At 70.3% G+C, this 25,337-nt stretch carries 26 protein-coding genes; 20 read left to right on the plus strand and 6 right to left on the minus strand.

Features of this window, described 5'->3' with window-relative positions:
- Positions 1 to 199 precede the first annotated feature (199 nt).
- From AC07DC_RS21275 to AC07DC_RS21290, 4 genes are all read left to right on the plus strand, one after another.
- A complete protein-coding gene (locus tag AC07DC_RS21275) occupies positions 200 to 1,324 on the plus strand; it encodes a sugar kinase (protein WP_478915944.1) in 1,125 nt (374 codons plus the stop codon).
- A complete protein-coding gene (locus AC07DC_RS21280) occupies positions 1,321 to 2,082 on the plus strand; it encodes an IclR family transcriptional regulator (protein WP_478915945.1) in 762 nt (253 codons plus the stop codon). Before AC07DC_RS21275 ends, AC07DC_RS21280 begins: the two co-directional genes overlap by 4 nt.
- Positions 2,079 to 2,513: a RidA family protein gene (locus AC07DC_RS21285; protein ID WP_478915946.1), complete on the plus strand. Its 435-nt coding sequence runs from the start codon at positions 2,079 to 2,081 to the stop codon at positions 2,511 to 2,513. The genes AC07DC_RS21280 and AC07DC_RS21285 overlap by 4 nt, the downstream gene beginning before the upstream one ends.
- A 152-nt stretch (positions 2,514 to 2,665) precedes the next feature.
- A complete protein-coding gene (locus tag AC07DC_RS21290; protein WP_478915947.1) occupies positions 2,666 to 4,150 on the plus strand; it encodes a GntP family permease in 1,485 nt (494 codons plus the stop codon).
- A gap of 52 nt (positions 4,151 to 4,202) precedes the next feature.
- Here the strand turns inward: AC07DC_RS21290 and AC07DC_RS21295 are convergent, their stop codons facing one another.
- Genes AC07DC_RS21295 through AC07DC_RS21305 form a run of 3 tightly spaced genes read right to left on the minus strand, consistent with a single transcriptional unit; the run spans position 4,203 to position 6,550 of the window.
- On the minus strand, positions 4,203 to 4,850 hold the full coding sequence (locus AC07DC_RS21295; protein WP_478915948.1) for a hypothetical protein: 648 nt from the start codon (positions 4,848 to 4,850) through the stop codon (positions 4,203 to 4,205).
- Positions 4,847 to 6,238 carry a hypothetical protein gene (locus AC07DC_RS21300; protein WP_478915949.1) on the minus strand — a complete coding sequence of 464 codons (1,392 nt, stop codon included), beginning with the start codon at positions 6,236 to 6,238 and terminating at the stop codon, positions 4,847 to 4,849. Before AC07DC_RS21300 ends, AC07DC_RS21295 begins: the two co-directional genes overlap by 4 nt.
- Before the next feature lie 9 nt (positions 6,239 to 6,247).
- Positions 6,248 to 6,550 (minus strand): hypothetical protein, encoded by a 303-nt coding sequence (locus tag AC07DC_RS21305; RefSeq protein WP_478915950.1) that lies wholly within the window; start codon positions 6,548 to 6,550, stop codon positions 6,248 to 6,250.
- Between the two features lie 94 nt (positions 6,551 to 6,644).
- Here AC07DC_RS21305 and AC07DC_RS21310 point away from each other — a divergent pair, with 94 nt between their 5' ends.
- From AC07DC_RS21310 to AC07DC_RS21320, 3 genes are all read left to right on the plus strand, one after another.
- Positions 6,645 to 7,133, plus strand: a complete 489-nt coding sequence (locus AC07DC_RS21310) for a hypothetical protein (protein ID WP_478915951.1) — start codon at positions 6,645 to 6,647, stop codon at positions 7,131 to 7,133.
- 18 nt (positions 7,134 to 7,151) lie between these two features.
- A complete protein-coding gene (locus AC07DC_RS21315; protein WP_478915952.1) occupies positions 7,152 to 8,312 on the plus strand; it encodes an epoxide hydrolase family protein in 1,161 nt (386 codons plus the stop codon).
- A 98-nt stretch (positions 8,313 to 8,410) separates the two neighbouring features.
- Complete coding sequence (locus AC07DC_RS21320; protein WP_478915953.1) at positions 8,411 to 11,086, plus strand: YfhO family protein; 2,676 nt, start codon at positions 8,411 to 8,413, stop codon at positions 11,084 to 11,086.
- 69 nt (positions 11,087 to 11,155) lie between these two features.
- On the opposite strand, the gene AC07DC_RS21325 is transcribed toward AC07DC_RS21320, so the two are convergent.
- A complete protein-coding gene (locus tag AC07DC_RS21325; RefSeq protein WP_478915954.1) occupies positions 11,156 to 12,739 on the minus strand; it encodes a chitinase in 1,584 nt (527 codons plus the stop codon).
- A 213-nt stretch (positions 12,740 to 12,952) separates the two neighbouring features.
- On the opposite strand from AC07DC_RS21325, the gene AC07DC_RS21330 reads away from it, so the two are divergent.
- The 11 genes from AC07DC_RS21330 to AC07DC_RS21380 all read left to right on the plus strand — a co-directional run bounded on the left by AC07DC_RS21330 (position 12,953) and on the right by AC07DC_RS21380 (position 22,366).
- The gene (locus AC07DC_RS21330; RefSeq protein WP_478915955.1) at positions 12,953 to 13,900 is read left to right on the plus strand and encodes a hypothetical protein; all 948 of its coding nucleotides are present in this window, start codon (positions 12,953 to 12,955) and stop codon (positions 13,898 to 13,900) included.
- 12 nt (positions 13,901 to 13,912) lie between these two features.
- Positions 13,913 to 14,629, plus strand: a complete 717-nt coding sequence (cpaB, locus tag AC07DC_RS21335; protein ID WP_478915956.1) for a Flp pilus assembly protein CpaB — start codon at positions 13,913 to 13,915, stop codon at positions 14,627 to 14,629.
- Between the two features lie 178 nt (positions 14,630 to 14,807).
- Positions 14,808 to 16,379: a CpaE/TadZ family protein gene (locus AC07DC_RS21340; protein WP_478915957.1), complete on the plus strand. Its 1,572-nt coding sequence runs from the start codon at positions 14,808 to 14,810 to the stop codon at positions 16,377 to 16,379.
- The gene (locus AC07DC_RS21345) at positions 16,376 to 16,807 is read left to right on the plus strand and encodes a TadE/TadG family type IV pilus assembly protein (protein WP_478915958.1); all 432 of its coding nucleotides are present in this window, start codon (positions 16,376 to 16,378) and stop codon (positions 16,805 to 16,807) included. Before AC07DC_RS21340 ends, AC07DC_RS21345 begins: the two co-directional genes overlap by 4 nt.
- 13 nt (positions 16,808 to 16,820) lie before the next feature.
- Positions 16,821 to 18,158: a CpaF family protein gene (locus tag AC07DC_RS21350; protein WP_478915959.1), complete on the plus strand. Its 1,338-nt coding sequence runs from the start codon at positions 16,821 to 16,823 to the stop codon at positions 18,156 to 18,158.
- On the plus strand, positions 18,155 to 19,093 hold the full coding sequence (locus tag AC07DC_RS21355; RefSeq protein WP_478915960.1) for a type II secretion system F family protein: 939 nt from the start codon (positions 18,155 to 18,157) through the stop codon (positions 19,091 to 19,093). Before AC07DC_RS21350 ends, AC07DC_RS21355 begins: the two co-directional genes overlap by 4 nt.
- Before the next feature lie 22 nt (positions 19,094 to 19,115).
- Positions 19,116 to 20,009, plus strand: a complete 894-nt coding sequence (locus AC07DC_RS21360) for a DUF5936 domain-containing protein (RefSeq protein WP_478915998.1) — start codon at positions 19,116 to 19,118, stop codon at positions 20,007 to 20,009.
- Between the two features lie 278 nt (positions 20,010 to 20,287).
- Positions 20,288 to 20,500: a hypothetical protein gene (locus AC07DC_RS21365; protein WP_478915961.1), complete on the plus strand. Its 213-nt coding sequence runs from the start codon at positions 20,288 to 20,290 to the stop codon at positions 20,498 to 20,500.
- Between the two features lie 50 nt (positions 20,501 to 20,550).
- Positions 20,551 to 21,078: a pilus assembly protein TadG-related protein gene (locus AC07DC_RS21370; protein WP_478915962.1), complete on the plus strand. Its 528-nt coding sequence runs from the start codon at positions 20,551 to 20,553 to the stop codon at positions 21,076 to 21,078.
- A 34-nt stretch (positions 21,079 to 21,112) separates the two neighbouring features.
- The gene (locus AC07DC_RS21375; RefSeq protein WP_478915963.1) at positions 21,113 to 21,700 is read left to right on the plus strand and encodes a hypothetical protein; all 588 of its coding nucleotides are present in this window, start codon (positions 21,113 to 21,115) and stop codon (positions 21,698 to 21,700) included.
- Between the two features lie 6 nt (positions 21,701 to 21,706).
- Entirely contained in the window at positions 21,707 to 22,366 is a 660-nt protein-coding gene (locus tag AC07DC_RS21380) for an OmpA family protein (protein WP_478915964.1), read from the plus strand.
- Between the two features lie 150 nt (positions 22,367 to 22,516).
- Here the strand turns inward: AC07DC_RS21380 and AC07DC_RS21385 are convergent, their stop codons facing one another.
- A complete protein-coding gene (locus tag AC07DC_RS21385; RefSeq protein ID WP_478915965.1) occupies positions 22,517 to 23,290 on the minus strand; it encodes an SDR family NAD(P)-dependent oxidoreductase in 774 nt (257 codons plus the stop codon).
- A gap of 316 nt (positions 23,291 to 23,606) precedes the next feature.
- Between AC07DC_RS21385 and AC07DC_RS21390 the strand changes: the two genes are divergently transcribed.
- The gene (locus AC07DC_RS21390; protein WP_478915966.1) at positions 23,607 to 23,888 is read left to right on the plus strand and encodes a hypothetical protein; all 282 of its coding nucleotides are present in this window, start codon (positions 23,607 to 23,609) and stop codon (positions 23,886 to 23,888) included.
- Positions 23,889 to 23,945: 57 nt separating this feature from the next.
- Here the strand turns inward: AC07DC_RS21390 and AC07DC_RS21395 are convergent, their stop codons facing one another.
- Positions 23,946 to 24,281, minus strand: coding sequence for a DUF192 domain-containing protein (locus AC07DC_RS21395; RefSeq protein ID WP_478915999.1), 336 nt, complete (start codon positions 24,279 to 24,281; stop codon positions 23,946 to 23,948).
- Between the two features lie 254 nt (positions 24,282 to 24,535).
- On the opposite strand from AC07DC_RS21395, the gene AC07DC_RS21400 reads away from it, so the two are divergent.
- On the plus strand, positions 24,536 to 25,246 hold the full coding sequence (locus tag AC07DC_RS21400; protein ID WP_478915967.1) for a prepilin peptidase: 711 nt from the start codon (positions 24,536 to 24,538) through the stop codon (positions 25,244 to 25,246).
- Positions 25,247 to 25,337 lie beyond the last annotated feature (91 nt).

Consider the following 25,337-nt stretch of genomic DNA (forward strand, 5'->3'; position numbering starts at 1 on the left):
GGATCTTTGCGTTGCAACATGTGCAACGTCCATTGCATGTCTTGCTTCGTGCTGTCTAACATCCCGGCAAGCACCGGGTCAACGGTGTGTGAAACACCGGCCGACCGGAACAGCAGTCGCTGGCCGATCCGAACGGCCATCGTCCGACAGACCCATCCGACGGACCCACCCGACAGCCCCATGAGGAGCGAGAGCGACCGTGACCGCAGTCCCGAGCGGCCCGCAGTTCGACGTAGCGTGCCTTGGCGAATCCATGGTCACCTTCGTGCCCTCGCAGCCCGGCAGCCTCGCCGACGTACCCGCCTTCGACCGCGGCATCGGCGGCGCCGAGTCCAACGTCGCCTGCGCCCTCGCCCGCTCCGGCCACAGCGCCCGCTGGATCAGCCGCGTCGGCGGCGACGGCTTCGGCGACCATCTGATCCGCGCCGTCGCCGCGACCGGCGTCGACGTCACCGCCGTCCAGCGCGACGCCGCCCGCCCCACCGGCATCTACTTCAAGGAGCAACTGGCGGACCGTACCGCCGTGCTCTACTACCGCGCCGGCTCCGCGGCCGCCGCCATGTCCCCGGAGACCGTGCACCGCCGTGACGCCTGGTCCGGGCGCATCCTGCACCTGTCCGGCATCACCGCCGCGCTGTCGCCCGAGTGCCGCGCCCTCATGCGCTCCCTCGTCACCCGCGAGCCGGGCCGGCCGCTGGTCTCCTACGACGTGAACTTCCGCCCCGCCCTGTGGGGCACCGGCGACGACCCCTGGCTGCTCGCCGAACTGGCCCGCGGCTGCGACATCGTCTTCGTCGGGGAGGACGAGGCCCAGGACGCCTGGGGCCTGACCGACGCGGCCGCCATCCGCACCGCGCTCCCCGAGCCCGCCGTCCTCGTCGTCAAGCAGGGCAGCGCGGGAGCCACCGCCTTCACGGGCGACACGGCGACCTTCGTTCCCGCCCTCGACGTCGACGTCGTCGAACCCGTCGGCGCCGGCGACGCCTTCGCCGCCGGTTTCCTCTCCGCCACCCTCCGCGGTCTGCCCCTGGCCGATCGGCTCCGCCACGGGCACGTCATGGCCGCCGCTGCCCTCACCGTCCCCGGCGACCTCGGCACACCACCCGCGCGCGCCCACGCCGACGCCCTTGTCGCCCTCGACGAGGACGCGTGGGGGACACTGCGGCTGGACCCCGGATGGACGGACCGGGACGGCGGGACGGATCGGGCTGGATCGACGGATCGGGCCGGGTCGACGGATCGGGCTGGATCGACGGATCGGGCCGGATCGACGGATCGGGCCGGATCGTTGGATCGGGCCGGATGGACGGAGAAGGACAGATGAGCCAAACAGTCGACCGCGCGTTGCGCATCCTGCCGCTGCTCGCGGAGGGACCGGCCAACCTCGAACAGGTCGCCACCCGCCTCGACGTCCACAAGTCCACGGCGCTCCGCCTGCTGCGCACCCTGCACGAACACGGCATGGTCTACCGCCAGGAGGACCAGCGCTACCGGCTCGGCGCCCGGCTCTTCGCCCTCGCCCAGCAGGCCATGGAGACCCTGGACGTACGGGAGGTCGCCCACCCGCACCTCGTCGCGCTCAACGAGAAGATCGGCCACACCATCCACCTCGCGGTCTACGAGGAGGGCGAGGTCGTCTACATCGACAAGGTCGAGAGCCGCTACCCCGTACGGATGTACTCGCGGATCGGCAAGCCCGTCGCGATCACCGTGGCCGCCGTCGCCAAGCTGCTCCTGTCCGACCTCCCCGAGGCCGAGCGCCGCTCCATCGCCGAGCGCCTCGAATACCCCAAGTACACGGCCAAGTCGACACCCGACGCGGCCGCCTTCCTCACCGAGCTCCTGCGGGTGCGCGACCAGGGCTGGGCCACCGACCTCGGCGGCCACGAGGAATCCATCAACTGCGTCGGTGCCCCCATCCGGGGCGCGGACGGCAGAATCGCCGCGGCGATGTCCGTCTCCGCGCCGAACGTCGTCGTCACCGCCGACGAACTGCTCAAACTGCGCCCGCTGATCCTCCGTACCGCGGAGGCCATCAGCCGGGAGTACTCAGGAAACACCGTTTCGAAGGACACCCCATGAGCGACAACCTCCAGACCCCCGGATCCCCCCTCCAGAAGACCGCCATCACCCCGGCGACCCACGCCACACCGCCCGCCAGGTTCTCGCACGGCGTGCGCAAGGGGAACCTCCTCCAGGTCGCCGGCCAGGTCGGCTTCCTGCCCGCCGTGGACGGCCAGGCCCCCACACCCGTCGGCCCGACGCTCCGCGACCAGACCCTCCAGACGTTCGCCAACGTCAAGGCGGTCCTCGAAGAGGGCGGCTCCTCCTGGGAGGACGTCATCATGACGCGCGTCTACCTCACCGACACCGCGCACTTCGCCGAGTTCAACGAGATCTACAACGAGTACTTCGCCGGCCTGAAGGAAGCCCCGTCGGCCCGCACCACCGTCTACGTCGGCCTGCCGGCCGGCCTGCTCATCGAGATCGACGCGCTGGCCGTCCTCGGCTGACGATCCCCCCGATCGCCGCCCGATCCCCCCGACACCGCTGATCTCCTTGCCGCACCGCACCACCAACCCCCAGCCGCCGCACGGTGCGGCGCCCCCACCACGGGCGCCGTGCCGCGGTCCCCCCTGCCCTCATCCGAATACGGAGTCCCCACGTGTTCTCATCGCTCGCCACCCTCGCGGCAGACCCACCCCCACCAACGCCGCACACCGGCGGCCTCCTCCTGCTGATCCACGGCACGGCCGGGCTGCTGACCGTCGCCGCCCTCGGCATCGGACTGCTGCTCGTCCTCATCATCAAGGCGCGCGTCCAGCCGTTCGTCGCACTGCTCGGCGTCTCCATAGCCGTCGGCCTCGCCGCGGGCCTGTCCGTCACCGAACTCTTCGGCACGGTCCAGAAGTCAAGCGCCACCTCGCTCATCGAGACCGGCATGGGCGGCACCCTCGGCCATATCGCGATCATCATCGCGCTCGGCACGATGCTCGGCGCGATCCTGGAGATATCCGGCGGCGCCGAGGCCCTCTCCGCCCGCCTGCTCAACGCCTTCGGCGAGAAGCGTGCCCCGCTCGCGATGGGTCTGACCGGCCTCATCTTCGGTATCCCGGTCTTCTTCGACGTCGGCATCTTCGTCCTCGCGCCGATCGTCTACGCGGCCGCCAAGCGCGGCGGCAAGTCGATGGTCCTCTACTCGATGCCGCTGCTCGCGGGCCTCTCCATGACCCACGCCTTCCTGCCTCCGCACCCGGGCCCGGTCGCCGCCGCCGGCCTGCTGCACGTCCAGCTCGGCTGGGTCATCCTGATGGGCGCCGCCGTCGGCATCCCGTCCGTCATCGCCGCCTGGGTCTATGCCGCCTGGATCGGTAACCGCATCTTCGTCCCCGTCCCGCAGGACATGGTCGACGCCGCCGACGAGGCCAAGGCCGCCGTCGCCGCCGAGCAGCAGGCCGCGGGCGTCACCCCCGTCGAGACACCGGTCTCGCTCGGCACGGTCCTCGCCATCATCGGCACCCCGCTCCTCCTCATCCTGTGCGCGACGTTCTCCTCCATCGCCCTGGACCCAAGCACCGGCCGCTCCGTCATCGAGTTCTTCGGCCACCCCTTCGTGGCCCTGATGATCGCGCTCTTCCTCGCCTACTACCTGCTCGGCATCCGCCGCGGCTGGTCCCGCAAGTCCCTGGAGACCGTCTCGACGGCCTCGCTCAAGCCGGTCGGCAACATCCTGCTGGTCGTCGGCGCGGGTGGCGTCTTCGGCGCCGTCCTGAAGGGCAGCGGGGTTGCTCAGGCGCTGGCCGACGCCTTCGACAGCGCCGGCCTGCCGGTCATCGTGCTGGCCTGGCTGATCTCGGTGGTGCTGCGCGTCGCCCAGGGCTCCGCGACCGTCGCCATCGTCACCACGGCCGGAATCGTCGCCCCCATGCTCTCCGCCGGCGACTTCTCCCAGGCTCACCTGGCCCTGGTCATCATGGCGATCTCCGCCGGCTCCATCTTCGCCTCGCACGTCAACGACGGCGGCTTCTGGATGGTCTCCAAGTACTTCGGCATCTCAGAACGCGACACCCTCAAGTCCTGGACGGTCCTCGAATCCGTCCTGTCGGTGGCGGGCTTCGCCGTGGCCGCGACGCTCAGCCTCGTCATCTAGCGGTCGGGGTGCTGGATGGGGGTGGCCGGCCCGCCGGGGCCGGCCACCCCCATCAGCCGTCCAGGTCGGCCGGAATGTCGTCGGAAACCCCCGCCCACCACCCGTCCTCGTCATCCGCCCGCACCTTGATCCCGTGCACGAGCGCATCGATATCGGGCATGACCTGCCCGAGCCGCACAAGATCCCCGGTCGAGGCGAACACGACGACGTCCACTGCGTGGTGCTCGTCGCGGAAGGCGTACCAGAGGTTGGCGACGATGTCGTTGTCGTCGAGCTCGACATGCCCCAGAGCTTTTAGGCCCTCGCCGAGGTGGCCGGAGTGGAAGGTTTCCACGGCGGGTGGGCGCAACAGTTCTGGGTCCTCGGCGCGGACCAGGCGCCGCAGCGCGCGGCTGCGATCGCCTTCGGCGGGGCAATACGACACTTCGACTGGGAACGGATCGTCTCTAAGGTCACCAAGGTGAACGTATGTACGCATGCCGAGGCCATGCCGTGAGTAGACGTCGTAGGCGCGGATGAGCGTCTTTGCCAAGCGTCGTGTGGCTAGCCACCGATGCGGCTGCCTGCGCAATGTCAGGACGGTTTCAGCTGTTGAGCAAGCCCACTCCCGCTGGTTGTCCCAGACCGTATCCGCCCAAGTGCTCCGCGGAGTGATGTCGGCCCAAAGGTCCAGCGGATAGTAGATGTCCACCCAGCTCATGTGCGTGCTCCCGTCGTCAGATCCGGGTCCAACCAGCTTGTGGAGTAGCGGAGACTTCCCTTGCCCGAGTCGTAGCTCTTGAGGCTCGGTTTCGCGGCGAAGAGGTCACTGCTGCCAGCGGATTTGTCTGCAACGTCAGCCGTTGTGCCTACAGCGAAGGCGCCAACATTCTTCACGGCATGCGCGTCGAGGTGCCGTGATGCAGCCTGCACTTCTGCACTATCCGGATGCTTTGCGAACTCGTGAGCGCCGACCTTCCGCGCAACGGCCGTATCGCGCGAACCTCCGGCGAGCAGCACCTCACGCCGTGAGACCTCGGGTGTGTGCTGGGACGGATAGCGCGCTGCTGCCCGTGCCTCCCGATTCATCTGCTTCAACTGGCCTTCCAGGAACTGCCGTCGCGGCTTCGGGATGCTCCGATTCCGCAGCTCGCGCACGATCTCCTGCCGGGCTTCGCCCTGCCCCGCTCGGGCTGCCGAGACGGCATCTTTCGCCGCCTGCCGCGAGGCAACCCGCGTGGCGTCCACCCCCGCCGAAACCCCCTGCTCCGCAGCCTTGCCCATGCGCAGCGTGAGGATGGCGATGACGTCCAGGCCGACGTCGGCCCATGTGCCGTTGCCTGTGGCGGCGAGGGCGGTGTGGACGATGGCGGTGCCGTACGTGGCGGCTTCCGCTCCGGCGATGGCCCAGGACGCGGCGAGGGCCAGCCAGGCGGGGGCTGTGGGGGCGCAGGCGATGAGGACGGCGGCGATGGCCACGACCGTGGCGATCCAGCCGATGATTTCCAGTGCTTCGTTGATCCAGGCGGCGTTGCGTTCGAAGAGGTTGGAGGTCCAGCTCCAGCACGAGTCCTCCAGCGAGTCGTCGAGGAGGTCCTCGATGGCGGCGGAGATGCGGCGGGCGTCGGACTCGTAGTCGCCGACGGCGCCGTCGAACGCGGCCTGTGCACGGACGAGTGAGGCGCGGGCGTGGTCGAGTTCGCTCTTTTGGGTGGGGGTGAGGTCGGCTTCGGGGAGGGCGTCGAGCGGGGCGAGGACGTCGTGCGCCGCTGTGGCGGCGCGGTGGGCGTCGACCGTCTGGTGCTGGGCGTCCTCGACCGCTTCGGCCCAGGCGGAGACCTTGACGGCGACAGCCTCATAGCGGTCGGCGACCTTGCCGAGTTTGTCGCGGAGGCGGTCCGCGCCGTCCGCGAGGGCGTCGGCGTAGTCGCCCTTGAGGCCGGTGCCGTCGGAGAGGGCGCGGAGCCGGGTGATCTGGGTGCGGATCTCGATGGCGGTGTCGGTCATGGTCCGGCGGCCGGTACGGATGTCGGCGGGGGAGCCGGGGGTGGGGTCGGCGTAGCGGTCCTCGGTGCGCAGGGGGTGCCAGTCGCGGGGGTGGAGGGACATCGGGAGGGCTCAGCCCTTCGCTCGGGCGGCGAGGTCACGGTCGACGGCCGCGAACGCCGCCTTCGTCGCGCGGACGAGGTTGAGGACCTGGCCGAGGTTCCAGAGGGTCTCCTTGCGGTTGTCCTTCCAGTTGTCGGCGAAGGTGTGCATGACATCGGCCATGCGTGGGGCGCCGACGGCGTGGGCGAGGGCGTCCTGGGTGGCGGGGCAGCGCTGGAGTGCCGTTCGGATGGAGCCGAGGGAGTGCTCCGAGGCGTCGAGGAGGCGGCCGTCGACCTTCAAGTCGGCGGCGCTGGTGCATGTGTTGGACATTTGTCCGGACTCCTGTGGGGTTGTGTTCCTGTGGAACGATCCGACCGGGCATAGGTCACAGGCATGGATCAGCGACGGAACAGGGTGAGTTGTGATGGTTGGCGGATACCGGCTGGTGCTGCCGCCCGGCTGGGGGCGGATTCCGTTGCGCGAAGGGACCGAGGACGCGATCCGGGGGATGGTGACGTCGGCCTTCGACGGTTCGCGCGGCGACCGGGTGGCGCAGGTGCGGGTCCGGTTGGAGGGCCGGCTGCGGGAGTTGGCCGTCCGGGCACGCCGGGACGGCGCCGGGCTCGACCTCTACCTCCCCGTACGGCCGCGCAATGGTGCCGCCCCGGTGCCGGCGTCGTTCGTCGTGTCGGAGCTCGCGGTGGAGGGCAGGCGGGAACGGCGGGAGTACGTCGTGGGGGAGGCCCGGCGGGTGGATTACGTACTGCCCGTCCCGGACGTCCCGGGGCGCTGTCTGGCCGCCGCGTTCTCGACGCCGACGGCCGCGGCGGAGCCCCGGCTGGCCGATCTGTTGGTGGAGCTGTTCGACGCCGTCATGGGGACTTTTCGCTGGAACAATGCGGACGGAACCTGACCGCATCGAAGTGGCGATATGGAGAGACAGAAGAACATCCGTCCCTACCGCGTCGACTTCCCGCAGCCCGACCTCGACGATCTCCGGGAGCGGCTGTCCCGTACCCGCTGGCCCGACGAGCTGACGCGTGCCAACGCGACCTGGGAGTACGGCGTCTCCCTCGCCTGGGTGCGCGAGCTCGTCGAGTACTGGCGGACCGGCTACGACTGGCGCGCCCAGGAGGCGCGGTTGAACGAGCACCCGCAGTTCATCACCGAGATCGACGGGACCGACGTCCACTTCCTGCACGTCACATCACCCGAGCCGGACGCGCTGCCGCTGCTGCTGACGCACGGCTGGCCGGGCTCCGTCATCGAGTTCCTGGAGATGATCGGCCCGCTGACCGACCCCCGCGCGCACGGCGGCGACCCGGCGGACGCGTTCCATGTGGTGGTGCCCTCCCTGCCCGGCTACGGGCTCTCCGGTCCGACGCGGGAGGCCGGTTGGGACCGGACCCGGGTCGCGCGGGCCTGGATCGAGCTGATGACGCGGCTGGGCTACAGCGGGCGCTGGGGAGCCCACGGCGGCGACATCGGTTCGCTCGTCGGGCGCGAGCTGGGCGTCCTGCGTCCCGAGGGGCTCGTCGGAACGCATGTCACGCAGATCTTCGCGTTCCCGAGCGGGGACGAGAAGGAGTTCGCGGAGCTCACGCCCGAGGACCACCGGCGGCTGGCAGTGCTGGCGAAGTTCTCGACCCGCAACGGCTACCAGGTGATCCAGTCCACCCGGCCGCAGACCCTCGCGTACGGGCTGACCGATTCGCCCGCCGGGCAGCTCGCCTGGAACGCGGAGCTGTTCAACAACTTCGGCGACGTGGTGGACATGGTCGACCGCGACCGGTTCCTGGCGAACGTGACCCTGTACTGGCTGACCGGTACGGCCGGCTCCGCCGCGCGGATCTACTACGAGGACAGCCGGTCCGGCGCCTGGGAGAAGGAGGAGCCCAACACGGTGCCCACCGGGGTCGCGGTCTTCCCGGACGACTTCCTCTCCATCCGGCGCTTCGCGGAGCGGGCGAACAACATCACGCACTGGACGGAGTTCACGGACGGTGGCCACTTCGCCGCACTCGAAGTCCCCGAACTGCTGGTGGATGACATCCGGGAGTTCTTCGGTTCCCTCCGCCGACGGAACGCGTGATGAACTCGCGCTGAAGCAGACGCGTCGGGTGAACGGGCACTTCGGGTCAAGGGGCGCATCCGGGTTTTCGGCGGGTTAGCGTCCTTTCGGAGGAAGCCATGCCGACGAAGGAAGCCGCCCTGAAAAGGGCCGGTGACAGCGCCACCAGCGATGCCAGTGACACCAGCGACAGCACCACCATGCGGGCCGGGGACCGGGGACCCGCACCGCACATCCGCCGCCGCGCCACCGCCCTGGCCGCGTTGATCACCGCGCTGGCGTTCTGCGTCGGCGACGCCGTCGCGACCACCTTTCCCTTCGGACGCCACAGCCGGAGCGTCAGCGACCTGGGCAACCAGTTCGTACCGTTCCACGCGCACCTGTGGGACCTGCTGCACGGCAGGGCCGACGGCGGGCTGCTGGTCAACTGGCAGTCCGGGTACGGCTCCAGCTTCCTCCCCGACCTCGGCACGTATCTGAGCAGCCCCTTCGCGCTGCTGGTCGGGGTCTTCCCCCGGGACGAGATCGACCTCGCGGTGTACGTGATCACGGTCCTGAAGATGGCGTCGGCAGGTGCCGCGATGGCGTTCCTGCTGCTGACGCTCCGCAAGGGCCGCTGGTGGACGGCCGGGACGCTCGGCGCCTCGTACGCGCTGTGCGGCTGGTCGATGGCCGAGGCGTCGTACAACCTCATGTGGCTGGACGGGCTCATCGCGTTCCCGCTGCTCTGCCTGGTCGGCGAGTGGGCGCTGACGAACCGGCGGCCGGTGCTCGGCCCGCTGGTCGTCGCCCTCGCCTGGACGGCCAACTTCTACACGGCGTACATGGCGACGATCGGCGCCGCGCTGGTCCTGCTGCTGCGGCTGCTGCTCGGCCGGGAGGACGTACGGCGCAAGCTCGCCGTGCTGGGGCGGGCGGTGCTGGCGACGCTGCTCGGCATCGGGCTGGCGGCGCCGCTGATCCTCGTCGTCTTCAAGGCGACGAAGCTCGCGCACCCGGGCCGCGTCAACGAGTTCGCGCCCGCCGCCCTGCCCGACGTGTTGGCGAGGCTGCTGCCCGGCACGTACACCTTCGGGACCCCGGCCGTCTGGGTCGGCACGGCCGCGCTGCTGCTCGCGCTGTCCCTGCCGTTCAACACGGCGGTCGCCCGGCGCGAGCGGGCCGGCTGGAGCGCGCTGGTGGTGCTGGTGCTGCTGTCCATGCAGTGGAAACCCACGCACCTGGCCTGGCACGCGTTCGCCACCCCCAACGGCAGTTCCTACCGGCAGACGTTCGTGCTCTGCGGGGTGCTGGTCATCGCCGGCTGGCTCTCCCTCGCGCAGGGCGTACCCCGGCTGAAACCGCTGCTGGGCGGGGCCGGGCTGCTCGTGGTGGTCGCCGCGATCGGCAGCACCAGCGTCGTCGCGGAGTCCTGGACGGTGCCGCTGCTGGCGCTCTCCCTGGCCGCGGTACTCGGCAGCCTGGCGCTGCTGCGGTCGGTGGAGGCGCGGCGGCGTACCGCCCGCTGGATACCCGTGCTGGCCGCCGCGCTGCTGGTGGGAGCGCAGGTGGGAGAGTCGGCGGTTTCGGAGGCGTCGTACGACAAGGCGCGGCTCGGGCGGCTCGACGACTACGGGCCGTGGAGCCGGCGCCAGGACGTGCAGAGCGCCGCGGTCGCCCGCGCCGACGGCTGGCCCGCGTACCGTACCGATCCCGGCATCTGGCAGACGGTCGGCAACGACCCGCTGGTCGTCGGCGGGCAGGGCGCGCAGTACTACAGCAGCCTCACCTCGGAGGTGTGGGCGAGCACCCTGACCGCGCTCGGCGGCGGGTACTCCTCGCGCGGCCGGTCGCCGCGCAGCATCGACGGGCCGGTCACGGACGCGATCTTCTCGGTCGGCGCCCGGCTGCACTCCAACCAGGACCCCTTCCGGCATCCGCTGCGCGGCCCGTACACGACGACGGTGTCGGTCTCGCGGATGGACGTGCCCCCGCTGGTGACCGTCCGCCCGGCCGGCGGGCCGCAGTCCTACGGTGACAACACGTTCCGCAACCAGGAGGCGCTGCTCGGCGCCCACGTCTACACCGTTCCGCGGGTCGAGGTGCGCGACGCCGACGGCAGCGTGCCGAAGCTGACGCTGGACGGCCGGTACGGGGTCAGGGCGCGCGAGGCCGGGAAGAGCGGGCCCACGCAGCTGCTGCGGGCCCACTGCCCGGCGGGCAGCGAGGTGTTCCTTTCGGTGCCGGACTTCGCCGGCCAGGGCGGGCTGCGCGGGGTGTCGGACGGTGTGCGCTTCGACGCCCGCCCGCCGCAGAACCGCGCGACCGTCCAGCCGATGGGAACGGTGCCGGCCTCGGGCGATGTGCGGGTGGACCTGATAGCGCTGGGAGCCGGGGCGCTGCCCAGGGAACCGATCGGCTGCCTCGACCGGGCGAAGCTCACCGCCCGGGTGGCCGAGCTGAAGGCCACCGGCGCGACGCGGGTGTCGGTGTCCGGCAGCCATCTGAGCGCCGAGCTGCCGCCCGGCAGCACGGGCGTCGCCGTGATCGCCGCCCCGGCGATCGAGGGCTGGAGCTGTTCGACGGGCGGTGGCGCCGCCCGGCCGGCCGGCAACCACCTGGGGCTGCTGTCGGTCCCGCTGGACGGCAGTTCGCGGTCGACGATCAGCTGCGACTTCGTTCCGCCGGGCCTGAAGGCGGGGTCCGCGGTGGGCGGCGCGGCGGCGCTGGGGATCGTCGTACTGGCCGGGTACCGGTGGTGGTCACGCAGACGCCGTAACGGGTCCAACGCATCAACGGACGGGGCGGCGGCATGACACCGCGCCCGCCGGGAGGCTGCGAGCCGTCCCGGGGGCGCGGTGAGTTGTGCGGTGGGTGATCAGGCGTTACGGCAGGGCGTGCACGTGCGTGCCGACCGAGTTGGACCACTGGTTGCCGTTAGAGGCGTCCCAGTTGGTCGACCAGGCCATCGCGCCGCGCAGCGTCGGCCACGTGGTCGTCGGTTTGAAGGTGCCGCAGCCGGTGCCCTTGGTCAGGCAGTCGATCGCGTTGTTGACGACCGTCGGGGAGACGTAGCCGGAACCGGCGCCGCTCGTCGAGGCCGGGAAGCCGAGGCCGACCTGGGACGGGTCGAGGCCGCCCTTGATCACCGTGCAGGCCTGTGTGGTGATGAAGTCCACCGAGCCCTGCGAGTAGACGCCGCCGTCACAGCCGTTCATCGAACCGCTGTTGTAGTACTGGGTGTTGACGACGGTGAGGATGTCCTTGATCTTGAGCGCGGTGGCGAAGTAGTCGCTCGACGGGGAGAGCATGTCGATCGTCTGCGGCGCCATCGTGATGATGAGGCCGGAACCCGCCTTGCTGCTCAGGCTGCGCAGCGCCTGCGACATGTACGTGGAGTTGAGCCCGTTCTCCAGGTCGATGTCGACACCGCTGAACCCGTACGTCTGCATCAGCGAGTAGACGCTGTTGGCGAAGTTGGTGGCGGAGGCCGAGTCGTTGATCGACACGGTGCCGTTCTGGCCGCCGATGGAGATGACGACCCGCTTGCCGGCCGCCTGCTTCGCCGCGATGTCCGCCTTGAACTGGGCGACGGAGTAGTTCAGCGCCGGGTCCAGGTTGAAGGTGACGGCGCCGGGCGTGCCGGTGGCGTCGGCGAACGACACGGCGATGATGTCGTACTGGCTCTGTACCTGGGCGATCGTCTGGACGGTGGCGCCGTTGTTGAAGTTCTGCCAGTACCCGGTGAGGACGTGCTTGGGCAGGCTGCCGCTCGGGGGAGTTGTCGGCGGGGTGGTGGGAGGCGTGGTCGGCGGTGTCGTGGGGGGAGTCGTCGGCGGGGTGGTCGGGGGTGTCGTGGGCGGGGTCGTCGGGGGCGTGGTCTGGGTGCCGCCGGGGCCGCTCAGGACGACGTCGTCCGCGAAGTACGCGGGCTGCGCGTACCAGCCGTTGAGGTAGACGGTGACCGAGGTGGTGCTCGCGCCGGTCGTGAAGTTGGTGCTCAGCTGCTGGTACGAGCCGGCGGACGGGGTCCAGGTCGAGACGTCCGAGGTGCCCGTGCCGCTCGCGCCGAGGTAGACGTAACTGCCCTGCACCCAGGCGCTCAACGAGTACGCGGAGTTGGGCTTGACGCTCACGGTCTGCGAACACTTGGCGTTGTCGGAGCTGCTCGGGGTGCCCTTGAGGGCCTTGGTCCCACCGTGCACCGGGGTGGAGACGGCCGCACCGCTGCCCGCCGTGCACGTCCAGCCGGTCAGTCCGCTCTCGAAGCCGGCGTTGGTGACGAGATTGGTGTCGGCGGCCTGCGCGGTCCCGACGTTGGCCATCGCGAAGCCTGCGGCCACGAGCGAGGCGGCTCCCACGGTGGCGAGAGCCGTACGCGCGACCTTTGGTCTCCGATAAGCATGCGATGCACGTTCCACGACTGCCTCCTGGGGGCAAGGAGTTGGGGGGTGGTGGGGAATGCGCATGAGGGTTGGGCGGCGTGCCCTGCGTGCGACCAAGTTGGTCCAGACCAATGAGGTTGTCAAGACCTCTGGCCTTCACTTGTCGTTCATGAGGTCCATCCATTCGTTTACCGATCCTGATCCGCGACTTTCCGCACTCATTCCGCTACACATCGATAGGCTGGCGCACGCGATCCGGCGGGTGAACGGTCCTTGCGCAGGACAGGAGGGCTGCGGATGTCGAGCGTCATAACGGTCACAGCGGACGATCTCGCGCTTCCGCTGGAGCAGCATGTCGCGCGCACCTCAGCCGCGCTCGACGCCTACGGGCACCTCATCGCCCTCGCCCCGCCCGATCCCACCGATCCCGGCCGGCGCCGGTTGCACACCGTGCGCGCCGCGCTCGAAGCGGACCGGATGGCGATCGTCCCGGTCGATCTGCCGCCGCTGGCCGCCGCGCTGCTCGCGGAGCAGCTGCGCCAGCTGGCCGGCACCGACCTGGGGCCCGGCGTGCTCGCGGGCGCGGCCCGGCTGCTCTCGTACTACCTGTACTCCGGGGCCCTGCTCGCCTCGGTCAGCAAGCTCGACCGGGTGCCGGTCACCGTCGGCAAGCACTTCAAGTCCCTCGTCCCCGGCCGGCACTTCGCCGTCATGGCCCACCCGGAGCCGGGACTGTTCGAGGCCGGCCCCGACGCCGTCCCGCCGGGGCCGGCCTTCCTCACCCAGCTCGCGGTCGCCGGGCACGGCCTCGACCCCGGCTGGGTCACCGGCCCGCTCGCCTCCGGCTGGCGCACCCAGCACATCCGCGAGGTGCCGCTGCCGGACGGGTCGGCGCGCTGGTGGGGCACCGGCCGGCTCGTCGAGTTCACCGCGTACATCGCGGACATCGGCATCCTGTACCAACTGGTCACGTCGGTCCGCCGGGACACCTGCCCGTGGTGCGGCCTGGAGGTGATCGGCGACCAGTGCCTCTTCTGCTCGACGCGGCTCGGTGACCGTGCCGATCGTCCTGACCGTTCCGACCGTTCCGACCGTACGAGGCAGGTTGCGGCCCAGGAGCAGCCGTTACGCCGGCCGCAGCAGCAACGCCCGCCGCAGTACCAGCCGCAGCACCAGCGGCAGGAACCGCCGTCGCGGGAGCTGCCCACCCCCAACCGCCCCCAGCTCGAACCCCATAAGCGATAGGTCTGCCTGCCGATGAATTCACGTCAGCGACGCGGTGTCGTCCTCCTGGTGGTCTCCGTGCTGTGCGCGGTGGCGGCCTTCGCCGGAGTCGTCACGGTCATCGGCAACGCACGGTCCGAGGTCGGCCCGAAAGTCACCGCGTACCAGCTGACCAAGGACGTGCCGGCCTACCAGGCGGTGACCTCCGGGCAGTTGGAGAAGGTCCGCATACCGGAGAAGTGGCTTCCCGACACCGCCGTGCGCGATCTCGCCTCCGTCCAGGGGATGGTCGCGGCGATTCCGCTGAAACGCGGCTCCCTGTTGGAGTCCGGCATGGTCGCGGCCCGGCCGGTGCTCCAGGCGGGCCAGATGGAGATCGCCATCATGATCGACGCGGAGACCGGCGTCGCCGGCAAGATCACCCCGGGGTCGAAGGTCAACATCTTCGCCACCTTCGCGGGCAAGAAGGACACCGACCCCGACATCTCGAAGATCATCGTCACCGGGGCGCGGGTCATCGACGTCGGCGAGATCAAGGCGTTCGACAAGAGCCAGGACTCCCAACGGCAGGCCGCCCAGGGCGTACCGATCACCTTCGCCCTCGACGCGGCCGACGCCCAGCGCGTCGCGTTCTCCGAATCCTTCGCCCGTCACGTCCGGCTGGCGCTGATCGCCCCGGGCGACGACAGTGCGCCGGCTGCCGGCGACCGCACGTACACCCTGGCGGGCGACACGGGAGGCAAGCGGTGATGGCGACGCGCAGGCACCCCGGCCGGTCCGCCGGACGCATCTCTCTCCGGGCCGCCGTCGTTCGGACGGTGTTCCACCAGGCCGCCGTTCCGGCGGTGTTCCACGAGGCCGCCGTCGTCCGGACGGTGTTCCACCAGCCCGTCGCTGCGACGGCCGCTGCTGACCGGGGAGGCCGCCCGTGATCGTGAGGATCCTTTCCGGCACCGGTGACCCGGATGCCGCCCGCGCGCTGGCCGGCCTCCTGCACCAGCTGCCAGGCGCGGAGCCGGGCCCCGCGCTGCCCGACTCCACGCTGCTGCTCGACACGCTCGCGCGAGCGGCCGAGGCGGGGATAGACGAGCTGCCCGAGGTCGTCATCGTGCACGACGGCATCACCCCGATGCCCGCGCTGGAGCTGATACGGGAAGTCGCGCTCCGGTTCCCGGCCGTCGGCGTCGTCCTGCTCACCGCCGACCCCAGCCCCGCCGTGCTCTCCGCCGCGATGGACTCCGGGGCGCGCGGCGTCATCGGACTGCCGCTGTCGTACGACGAGTTGGGCGCCCGGGTCGAGGCCGCAGCCGCCTGGGCGGGCGGCGTCCGCCGCCATCTCAGCCCGCAGCGCGCGCTGCCCGCCGTGGCGGGCGGCACCCTCGTCGCCGTCGCCGGCGCGAAGGGCGGCGTCGGCACCACCGTCACCGCCATCCAGCTCGCGCTGGCCGCGCACGCCGCCGGACGGTCCACCGCGTTGGTCGACCTGGACCTGCAGGGCGGCGACATCGCCTCGTACCTGGACGTCCAGTTCCGCCGCTCGATGGCGGACCTCGCCGACATCGGCGACATCTCGTCGCGCGTCCTGCACGACGCGATGTACGTCCACGAGTCCGGGCCCGCCCTGCTGCTCGCCCCGGGCGAGGGCGAACGCGGCGAGGACGTCACGGACCGCTCGGTGCGGCTGGTCCTGCACGCGCTGCGGCAGCGGTACGAAGTGGTCGTCGTCGACTGCGGCACGCAGCTGACCACGGCCAACGCCGTGGCCGTCGAGACCGCCGACACGGCGCTGCTGGTCACCACCCCGGACGTCGTCGCCGTCCGCGCGGCCAAGCGCATGGTCCGGATGTGGGACCGGCTGCAGATCCGCAAGCCGCAGGACACCACGGCCGTCGTCAACCGCTACACACGCGGCACCGAGATCCAGCCGTCCCTCGTCGCCCGCATCACCGGCACCAAGGTCGCGGCCTCCGTCGTCCCCGCCGCGTTCAAGGAACTCCAGTCCGTCATCGACGCGGGACGCCTCCACGACCTCGACAACCGCTCCACGGTCAAGCAGGGCCTGTGGGCGCTGGCGGCCGAACTCGGCCTCGCCGTCGGCGGCCACGCACTGCACAAGGCGGCCAGGCGCGGCAGGCGAGGCAGCCTGCGCGACGACCGGGGCCAGGTGATCCTGGAGACCCTCGGCATGACGCCGGTCATCCTCATCACCCTGATCCTGGTCTGGCAGGCGGTGCTCGCGGGCTACACGTTCACGCTCGCCGGTCATGCGGCGGACGAGGCGGCGCGGGCGGCGGCGGTGGGACAGAACGCTGAGGCGGCGGGAATGCGGGACCTGCCGACCGCGTGGCGCGGCAGCGCGCACGTCGACCCCTCCAAGGACGGCGGCACGGTCACGGTCACGGTCACCCTCCACGTCCCCGTCCTGTTCCCCGGCGCCATCGACTTCCCGTTGACGGTGCACGGCCACGCCTCCACGGTGGACGAGGAGGCGAAGCGATGACCGGACGGCGTACTGGGAGTACCCGGAGTACCGGGAGTACCCGGAGTGCCCGGCGTGCCCGGAAGCGGCGTGAACGCGGCTCCGCGTCCCTGGAGTTCCTCGGCATCCTGCCGATCCTGCTGCTCATCGCCCTCGCCGGAATCCAGCTCGGCTTCGTCGCCTACGCCGCCAACCAGGCAGGCACGGCAGCCCGTACCGCCGCCCGCACCGCGGCGCTGCGCGCCCCGCACGCGGACGCGGCGGAGGCGGGCCGCAACGCGGTGAGCGACTGGCTGCGGGACGGCACGTCCATCTCGCCGTCCTCAGACGACCGTGACGCCGTCACGATGACCGCCACCATCAACATCCCGTCCGTCATCCCCGGCGTGAGCATCTTCGGTCCGGTGCGGCGCAGCGCGACCATGCCGAAGGAATCCGTGACCCGATGAGAGACATCACGCCATGAGCCTGCGCGCCCGCCTCGCCATCACGGAAGAGGCCACTCCCCAGACCCAAGAGGGTCACATGGTGGCCGTCTACCGCACCAAGCTGCTGCAGGAGATCGACCTCGCCGAGATGTCGGCGCTCGCCACCGCCGAGCGCCGGGCCCGGCTGGAGCGCGTCCTCGGGCACATCATCAGCCGCGAGGGCCCGGTCCTGTCGACGAAGGAGCGCGCGGGCATCATCCGCCGCGTCGTGGACGAGGCGCTCGGCCTGGGCATCCTCGAACCGCTCCTCGAAGACCCGACCATCACCGAGATCATGGTCAACGGCCCGGACAAGATCTACGTCGAGCGCGGCGGCCGCGTCGAGCAGGTGGCCGTCCGCTTCTCGTCCGCCGAGCAGTTGCTGCAGACCATCGAACGCATCGTCTCGACCGTCAACCGCCGGGTCGACGAGTCCAATCCGATGGTCGACGCGCGGCTGCCGAGCGGGGAGCGCGTCAACGTCATCATCCCGCCGTTGTCGCTGAGCGGCCCGACGCTCACGATCCGCCGCTTCCCGCGCGCCTACACGCTCCAGGAGCTGATAGCCCTCGGCACCCTCGACGAGCACATGCTGATGCTGCTCTCCTCGCTGGTCCGCGCGAAGTGCAACATCATCGTCAGCGGCGGCACCGGCTCCGGCAAGACGACGCTGCTCAACGCGCTGTCCGGGCTGATCCCGGAGGGCGAGCGCATCATCACCGTCGAGGACGCCGCCGAGCTGCAGCTCCAGCAGGACCACGTCATCCGGCTGGAGACCCGGCCGCCGAACGTCGAGGGCGAGGGCCGCATCACCATCCGCGACCTCGTACGCAACTCCCTGCGAATGCGCCCCGACCGCATCATCGTCGGTGAGGTCCGCGGCGGTGAGACCCTCGACATGCTCCAGGCGATGTCCACCGGCCACGACGGTTCGCTCGCCACCGTCCACGCCAACTCGGCGGAGGACGCGGTGCTGCGACTGCAGACGCTGGCCTCCATGAGCGAGGTCAAGATCCCCTTCGAGGCGCTGCGCGACCAGATCAACAGCGCCGTCGATGTGCTCGTGCAGCTCACCCGGCATGTCGACGGCACCCGCCGGATCGTCGAGATCGCCATGCTCTCCTCCCGCGGCCGCGATGTCTTCCGGCTCACCAGCGCCACCCGCTTCCGCGCCGAGCCGCTCGGCGCCGACCGCATCGTCCGCGGCTGGTACGAGCACCATCCCCTCCCCAGAGAGCTGGCCGAGCGCCTGTACCTGGCCGGTGAACACATCCCGGCCGCCTACGGCGTCGGCTCCAGCGAACTGGAACTCGACATCCGGGAGGCCAAGTGAGCGACCGGCTCCCGCTGATCGTCATCGGCTCCACCCTGCTCGCCCTGACCCTGGGCGTCTGGGGCCTGCACGCCTGGTCCGGCGGCCGCGCGGAGCGCGCCGCCCTCGTCGAACGCCTCGCGGGCGAGCCGGGGTCGGGTGCCGGGCGCCACGTCCCCTTCGCCGCCCTCGACCGCCGGGTGCGCAACACCGGCTGGGGCCGCCGGCTCGCCGGCCGGCTCGCCGCCACCGGCACCGACCTCACTCCCGGCCAGTTCACCGCGGCGGCCGTCGGCGTGGTCGGCGGCGCCTGGCTCATCGCCGACGTCGTCCTCGCCCCGTTCTTCGGGCCGATCGCCGGGATCCTCGCCTTCTGGTCCGCCTACTCCTTCCTGGAGTGGCGCCGCCGGGTGCGCACCGAACGCTTCATCGCCCAACTCCCCGAACTGGCCCGCGTCCTGGCCAACGCCACCCAGGCCGGCCTGGCGCTGCGCACCGCGGTCGGCATGGCGGCGGACGAGCTGGAGGCCCCGGCGGGCGAGGAGCTCAAGAAGGTCGCCGACGCGATGGCGATGGGCCACTCCGTCGAGGACTCGCTGGCCGAGCTGCAGGAGCGGCTGCCCAGCCGCGAGCTCATCGTCCTGGTCTCCACCCTCGTCCTGTCGAGCCGCGCGGGCGGCTCCGTCGTGGAGTCGCTCCGCAACCTGACGGTCACGCTGGAGGAGCGCAAGGAGACCCGACGCGAGATCCGCACCCAGATGTCCCAGGTCACGGTGACCGCGTACGCCGTCCCCGTCATCGGCATCGGCTCGTTGTTCCTGCTGAACCAGATCATGCCGGGGTCGCTGAGCGCGATGACCGGCTCCAACCTCGGGCGCATCTGCGTGCTCATCTCGCTGAGCCTGTACGTGGTGGGTTTCTGGATGATCCGCCGGATGTCGAGGATCGACGTATGAAGGGCGGCCCCTGCTCATGCTGATGATCGGCCTGGCTCTGGCCGCCGCCATGGCGCTGTGCGCGGTCGGAGTCGTCCACGCGGTAGCCCTCCTGCGCTCAGACGCCAAACTCCCCGACGACCTGATGCTGGCCCTGGAAGTCGGCCGCACCCGAACCACCCGCACCGGCAACGCCGTCGACCAACTCGGCATGCGCTGGTCCCCGATGGTCATGCGCTGGATGGGCCCCACCCGCGTCGCCAAAATGCGCATGAAGATCGACCACGCGGGCCACCCGCACGGGTTGACGGTGGAACGGTATGCGGCGCGGCGGGCGGTGTACGGGGCGCTGGGGGGATTGGCGGCGCTGGTCTTGGTGATCAAGGGGCACTGGTTCCTGGCCCTGGTGCTGGCCGGATACGCATGGGGCTGGGCAGACCTTGGGATCTGGCTCGCCGTTCGAAAGCGCAAGGAAGACATCGAGCGCACTCTCCCCGATTTCCTCGACGTGCTCGCGGTGGTGGTGAGCGCGGGACTGGGCTTCCGCCAGGCCCTGGAGCGCGTCAACACGGTCTACAAGGGCCCGTGGTCGGACGAGATCCGCATCGCGCTGCGGCAGATGGATGTCGGTGTAAGTCGTCGCGACGCTTTCGATCAATTGCGGAGTCGAAATCGAAGCGATCAGGTAAGCCAGTTCGTGAGCACTTTGCAGCAGGGCGAAGAGTTGGGCGCACCGATCGCGCGAACTCTTCTTCAGATAGCCCAGGACATGCGCAGGACCGAGGCCCAGAACGCCCGTCGGCGCGCGGCGAGGGCCGTTCCCAAAGCAACCGGCGTGATCACCACTTTGCTTGTGCCCGCAACCATGATCCTGCTGCTCACCGGCACGATCATGGGTTCCCAGATCAACTTCAACCAGATCATGGGGAATGGGTGATTCCGCACATGCGTCATGTACGGAACCGCCATATTGGATGCGCCAGTTGGCGCGTAAAGGGATGCGGTTGCACGGGGTTCGGGTGTACCTTTGCAGACGCAACCATATTTGCACCTGCAATCAAGAACGGATCACTACGGACCGAACTGGTGAGAGGCGGTGCGCCGTGAAGGGTGGCGTCGGGGTCTGCGGTCGTAGTGAGCGTGAAAACGAGGGATCGGCCGTCGCATCGGGCGCGGCCGGCGTTCGTCAGGTGACAAAGGATGGGGCGATCAGACATGAGCAGGTGGGCAGTAAAGCGGCTCGTGGCCACGCAGATCTGGATGCGCGAGAAGGCGACCGACCGAGGGCAGACGTCGTTCGAGTACCTCGGCATCGCGGTTGTGATCGCAGTGATTATCGGCGCGTTGGCGACGACGGAGATCGGAACCACGATCCGTACGGCCATCGTCAACGCGATCGGGAAGATCGCGGGCGGCAACGGCAAGTAAGGAGCCGCGATCACGACGAGGGGCAGACCTTCGGCATCTACATCGTTGCCGTGGCGGCTCTGTTCTTCCTGGCGTTCGCGTTCTTCGCGGTGGGCCAAGCGTCCGCCAAGCGCAATGGTGCCCAGACCGCCGCTGACGCGGCGGCTCTGGCCGCCGCGCGGGAGACCCGTGACGAGGTGAAGGGGGCCTTCGAGGACGCCTTGATCGCGGGGGACCTGGTGAAGCTGGGCCAGTTGCTCGAAGGGATAGGCATGAACGGAGGTGTATGCACCGACGCAGAGGCCTTTGCAGCGAAGAACGACGCTGTCGCCACATGTGTGCGCTCGGGCGGGTTGCCCGGTTCGACCGTCACTGTCATCACCAAAGGGACCGTGGGTAAGTCGGTGATCGACGGCACTGAGAACATCCACGCAAAGGCCGATGCCACGGCTGTTGTCGAAGCGCGCTGCGTCGTGGACGGCAAGGACGGAAAGGCCGTCAAGTTCAAGTGCAACGGCGAGGATCTCAGCGTCGACGCGACGGAGAGCGGGTTCGTCCTGGATCTGTCGATGTTCTTCACTGTGCACCTCAGCACATGATGGCCAAGCAAGAGATGATCGGGGAGCAATGGGAATGCAACGCAGCACGGTAGGCCGCCGGGCGGCGGTGGCGCTCGCGGCCGGCGTCGCCTTGACACTGGCCGGCTGCGGCGGAGGGGGCGACGACAAACCTTCGGACAACAAGCCCTCGTCCAAGTCCGCTGCCCCCAAAGGCGGCTCCTCGTCCGGAGGTGGCTCGACGACTCCGGCGCCGGAGACCACCCAGGTTCTGGCGCAGATCAAGGGTGAGAAGAACATCGTCGTCACCATCAATTCCGCTGTCAGGGACGCGGGCGGGTTCGTCACGGTCTCCGGCACGGTCACCAACAATGGCGACGAGGTATTCACTGCCGGAAGCTGGCAGGGCACGGAGCTGGCCCTGGTCTCGTCCGGGTCCTCCGTTGCCGGGGCCGTCCTCGTCGATCAGGCAGGCAAGAAGCGGTACTACGTGCTCCGGGACACTGAGGGGAAGTGTCTCTGCACCATGGGACTCACCCTGATCCAGCCCAAGGAGACCCGTCCCATCTTCGCCCAGTTCCCCGCCCCGCCCACCGGTACCACCTCCGTGGAATTCCAGCTCCCCACCATGCCGCCCGCCAAGATCCAGATTTCGGAGGGGTGAGCGATCATGCCCCGTACCAAGCGACGTGCCGCCGGTGCGGTAGCGCTCACGCTTTCGGTTGTGTCGATCACGTTCGCCGGGCCCGTCGCGATGGCGCGGGCGGATGGGGGGCCTTCGGCTTCGCCCGCTACGGCGGTGCCGTCGGCGCCGGTGAAGGTCGATCCGACGTCGCCGCGGCTCAAGTTGCCCGAAGGGGCAACTCTCGCTCCGGCGAAGGTGCTGGACATCGTGGCCGTCACGGACCAGTCGTCGACCAAGGCGAGTCAGCCCGAGCAGCGGCATGAGGAGTCCAACTCCACGATCACGTACGCCCTGCAGTCGGAGGTGCTCTTCGAGATCGACAGTGCGGTGCTGTCGCCGGCCGCGGCAGCGCGGATCAAGGCCATCGCGGGCGACATCAACGCAAAGAACGTTTCGTCACCCATCCGGGTCTTCGGGTTCACCGACAACCTGGGCAGCAGTGAGCACGGCGATGTGCTGTCGAAGCAACGCGCCGACGCCGTGTACAAAGTTTTGGCCCAGGCGCTCGGCTCCGCCGGTGGCGCAAGCCACAGTTTCCAGGTGCGTGGGTACGGCGAGGACTACCCAATTGCGGACAATTCAACCGAAACGGGTCGTCGTCAGAACCGTCGGGTGGAGATTACGTTCACACCGTCCGCCGCGTGAGGTGCTGAGCACGCGCCCTTAAGCGGTACGGTGTAACTCCCCCCCTCGGGCCGGTTCGCTCTCCCCCCCTGCGAACCGGCCCGTTTTTTTGTGCCCCGAATTCGGGGGTCCGGCGGAGCCCCGGAGCCCGGGTCTCCGGAGCCCGGAGCGTCAGAGTCGGCAGCCGCCCGTCGCGTCGACGACCTGGCCGGTGATCCAGCGGGCGTCGTCGGAGGCGAGGAAGGCGACGGGGGCGGCGATGTCGTCGGGGAGGCCGACGCGGCCGAGGGCGGTGTCGGCGGCGACCATGTCCTGGGCCTCCGGATTGCCGCGCAGCCAGAAGGCGTTGGCGTCGGTGTCGACGGTCGCGGGGGCCACGGTGTTGACGGTGATGTTGCGCGGACCCAGTTGCTTGGCGAGGGTGTGGCCGAGGACGTCGAGGGCGCCCTTCGTCATGCTGTACGCGATCGTCTCGGGAAGCGCGATCCGGGTGACGGCGGAGCTGATGTTGATGATGCGGCCGCCGTCGCGGAGCAGCGGCAGCAGGCGCTGGATGAGGAAGAACGGCGCGCGGACATTGACCGCGAAGAGCCGTTCGAAGCGCTCCGGCGACTCCGTCTCGATCGGCCCGCCGGCGGCGTTGATCGCGGCGTTGTTGACGAGGATGTCCAAGCGGGGCGCCTGGCCGGTGTGTTCGCGCAGCCCGGCTTCCAGGGTGTGCACCAACGTGTCGACGTCGCCCTCGACGCCAAGTTCGGCCTGCAGGGCGAAGGCCCGGCCCCCGGCCGCGAGGATGCCATCGACCGTCTCTTTGGCCGCCGCCTCGTTGCTGCCGTAGTGGACCGCGACGAGGGCGCCGTCCGCGGCCAGGCGCTGCGCGATGGCGCGCCCGATGCCACGCGACGCTCCGGTCACCAGTGCGTTCTTGCCGGTCAGATCTCCCATGGCGGGCTCCTAGTCAGGGGTGGCGCTGTTGCGGGGTGGGACGACCTTCGCGCGGCGTGCTGACCGGGTGCGCACCGCGCGCTGACCCTAGATTGACGCGATGCGGGCAAAGAGGATTTTGTGGGGCGTTGCGGGCGTTGCGGGCGTTGCGGGCGTTGCGGGCGTGGCCGCCGTGGTGAGTGGGTGCTCCGCCGGTGAAGGGGCGCCCGAGGGGTGGAAGGTGATGCGCGGCGGCTCGGTGGCGGTCGCGCATCCCAAAACGGGGTGGGAGGAAATGCGGCTCCCGGGAGCAGCCGACGGAGTTCAGGCCTCAGCCGTGCTCCGAGGCCCGGACGGTCGGCCGCTCGGCGGGATCACCGTGCGGCCGGGCGGCGCCACCCGGCGCGGCGTCCCGGCGCGGGTCATGACGATCGACGGGCGGCCCGCCAAGCAGGTGGGGTACGTGGAGCGGGCGGCGGACGGCGGCAGGAATCGTGCCGTCGAGGTCACCACGACGGACAGCCACGGCCGGCCGGTCCTCGTCCGCGTCACCGGGCCCGACGTCGACGGCTGGCCCGCCGAGCTGCGGCAGATCGTCAACAGCATCGACGTCAGCTGACGTCGTCACCACTAGACGTCACCATTGGACGCCGTCACCAGACGTCGACACCCCGCGTCAGCCGGCGTCGATCTCCACCCGCACCCCGCGCCGCAGCCCCCAGCGCTCCATCGCGCCCGCCTCCGCCTCCAGCACGTGGCGCGCGCGCAGCCGGGGCCGGCCCAGGCGGCCGGGCGGCATGGTGCGCACGGCCAGTACGCGCAGCCGGCGGTCCAGGTAGGCGACGTCGATCGCGAAGCGCATCCGTACGGTGTGCACGCTCGTCGCGGGCGTGAGCAGCAGCGCTCCCGTCAGCCCGTCCCGCCCGAGCAGCCCGCGGGTCCTGGCCCGGTACGACGCCGCGATCTCCAGCGGCACGGGCGGGAGCGGCTCGGGGTCGCGGCCGTTCGCCACGTCATGAGTGGCGGGCCCATCCGCCTCGGCGAGCCCATCCGGCGCGGCGACCTGTTCCGACCCGGCGACCTGTTCCGACGTGGTGACGTCTTCCGCCGCAGTGCCGTCTTCCGCCGCGGCGAGCCGCAGCGTGCCTCTGCCGTCCTGCCACCTGCCCATCCGTCCAGCACCTCCGTGTAGCCTCGGCCCCCGAAACCCCGCAGGGCCGCGCCTCCCGCGCCGTGCCGAATCCGTCCCGCACGGGAGGACACCGGATGTCTGTCTACCTCACCGCAGTCGCCGCCGTCTGGGGAATCGTGGCAGGCCTCGCGCTGCCGCGTACGACCCACCGGCTCGCGGTCGCGTCCGGGGAACCGGTCCGCGGGGACGACGAGGACGGCCGGCCGTACCCCACGGGCCCGCGCGGTTGGATCGGCGGGAAGGGCGCGCAGGGGAGGCCCTACGGCACCGTGCTCCTCTGCGTCACGGCCTGCGCCGCGCTCGCCGCGCTCGTCGGGGCGCGTCCCGAACTGGTGGTGTGGCTGCTGCTCGTGCCGCTCGGCGTGCTGCTGGCCCGTATCGACCTGGCCGTCTTCCGGCTCCCCGACGTCCTGACGCTCCCGGCGATGGTCGGCACGGCCGCCCTGCTGGGCGCCGCCGCCCTGCTGCCGGGCCACGAGGGCTCCTGGCCGCGGGCATTGCTCGGCGGGGTCGTCCTGGGGGCCGTCTACTTCCTGCTGTTCCTCATCAACCCGGCCGGCATGGGCTTCGGCGACGTGAAACTCGCCCCGACGCTCGGCCTCGCCCTCGGCTGGTACGGCTGGCCGGTGCTCTTCGCGGGCACGTTCGCGGGCTTCGTCCTCGGCGCGGTCGCCGGACTCGTCCTGCTGGCCACCCGGCGGGCGAACCGTAAGACACCCATGCCCTTCGGGCCGTTCATGCTGATCGGCGCGCTGGGCGGGGTGCTGCTGGCGGCAGCCGCCTAGTGAGGTGGTTTTGAGGTGGTGGCTCGCCTCGTGTGTCGCCTTTCGTTTCAGATCTTGGCGGTCTGCTGCGTGAGTCCGTGAGTCGGCGCTG

Source organism: Streptomyces sp. NPDC045021, from assembly GCF_056432645.1.

Excerpts from the sequence above, each read along its gene's own strand:
- AC07DC_RS21280 (WP_478915945.1), top strand. The coding sequence starts at position 1,321 with ATGAGCCAAACAGTCGACCGCGCGTTGCGCATCCTGCCGCTGCTCGCG.
- AC07DC_RS21285 (WP_478915946.1), top strand. The coding sequence starts at position 2,079 with ATGAGCGACAACCTCCAGACCCCCGGATCCCCCCTCCAGAAGACCGCC.
- AC07DC_RS21295 (WP_478915948.1), bottom strand. The coding sequence starts at position 4,850 with ATGAGCTGGGTGGACATCTACTATCCGCTGGACCTTTGGGCCGACATC.
- AC07DC_RS21300 (WP_478915949.1), bottom strand. The coding sequence starts at position 6,238 with ATGTCCCTCCACCCCCGCGACTGGCACCCCCTGCGCACCGAGGACCGC.
- AC07DC_RS21305 (WP_478915950.1), bottom strand. The coding sequence starts at position 6,550 with ATGTCCAACACATGCACCAGCGCCGCCGACTTGAAGGTCGACGGCCGC.
- AC07DC_RS21310 (WP_478915951.1), top strand. The coding sequence starts at position 6,645 with ATGGTTGGCGGATACCGGCTGGTGCTGCCGCCCGGCTGGGGGCGGATT.
- AC07DC_RS21315 (WP_478915952.1), top strand. The coding sequence starts at position 7,152 with ATGGAGAGACAGAAGAACATCCGTCCCTACCGCGTCGACTTCCCGCAG.
- AC07DC_RS21320 (WP_478915953.1), top strand. The coding sequence starts at position 8,411 with ATGCCGACGAAGGAAGCCGCCCTGAAAAGGGCCGGTGACAGCGCCACC.
- AC07DC_RS21325 (WP_478915954.1), bottom strand. The coding sequence starts at position 12,739 with ATGCGCATTCCCCACCACCCCCCAACTCCTTGCCCCCAGGAGGCAGTC.
- AC07DC_RS21330 (WP_478915955.1), top strand. The coding sequence starts at position 12,953 with ATGTCGAGCGTCATAACGGTCACAGCGGACGATCTCGCGCTTCCGCTG.
- cpaB (WP_478915956.1), top strand. The coding sequence starts at position 13,913 with ATGAATTCACGTCAGCGACGCGGTGTCGTCCTCCTGGTGGTCTCCGTG.
- AC07DC_RS21345 (WP_478915958.1), top strand. The coding sequence starts at position 16,376 with ATGACCGGACGGCGTACTGGGAGTACCCGGAGTACCGGGAGTACCCGG.
- AC07DC_RS21350 (WP_478915959.1), top strand. The coding sequence starts at position 16,821 with ATGAGCCTGCGCGCCCGCCTCGCCATCACGGAAGAGGCCACTCCCCAG.
- AC07DC_RS21360 (WP_478915998.1), top strand. The coding sequence starts at position 19,116 with ATGATCGGCCTGGCTCTGGCCGCCGCCATGGCGCTGTGCGCGGTCGGA.
- AC07DC_RS21365 (WP_478915961.1), top strand. The coding sequence starts at position 20,288 with ATGAGCAGGTGGGCAGTAAAGCGGCTCGTGGCCACGCAGATCTGGATG.
- AC07DC_RS21375 (WP_478915963.1), top strand. The coding sequence starts at position 21,113 with ATGCAACGCAGCACGGTAGGCCGCCGGGCGGCGGTGGCGCTCGCGGCC.
- AC07DC_RS21380 (WP_478915964.1), top strand. The coding sequence starts at position 21,707 with ATGCCCCGTACCAAGCGACGTGCCGCCGGTGCGGTAGCGCTCACGCTT.
- AC07DC_RS21385 (WP_478915965.1), bottom strand. The coding sequence starts at position 23,290 with ATGGGAGATCTGACCGGCAAGAACGCACTGGTGACCGGAGCGTCGCGT.
- AC07DC_RS21400 (WP_478915967.1), top strand. The coding sequence starts at position 24,536 with ATGTCTGTCTACCTCACCGCAGTCGCCGCCGTCTGGGGAATCGTGGCA.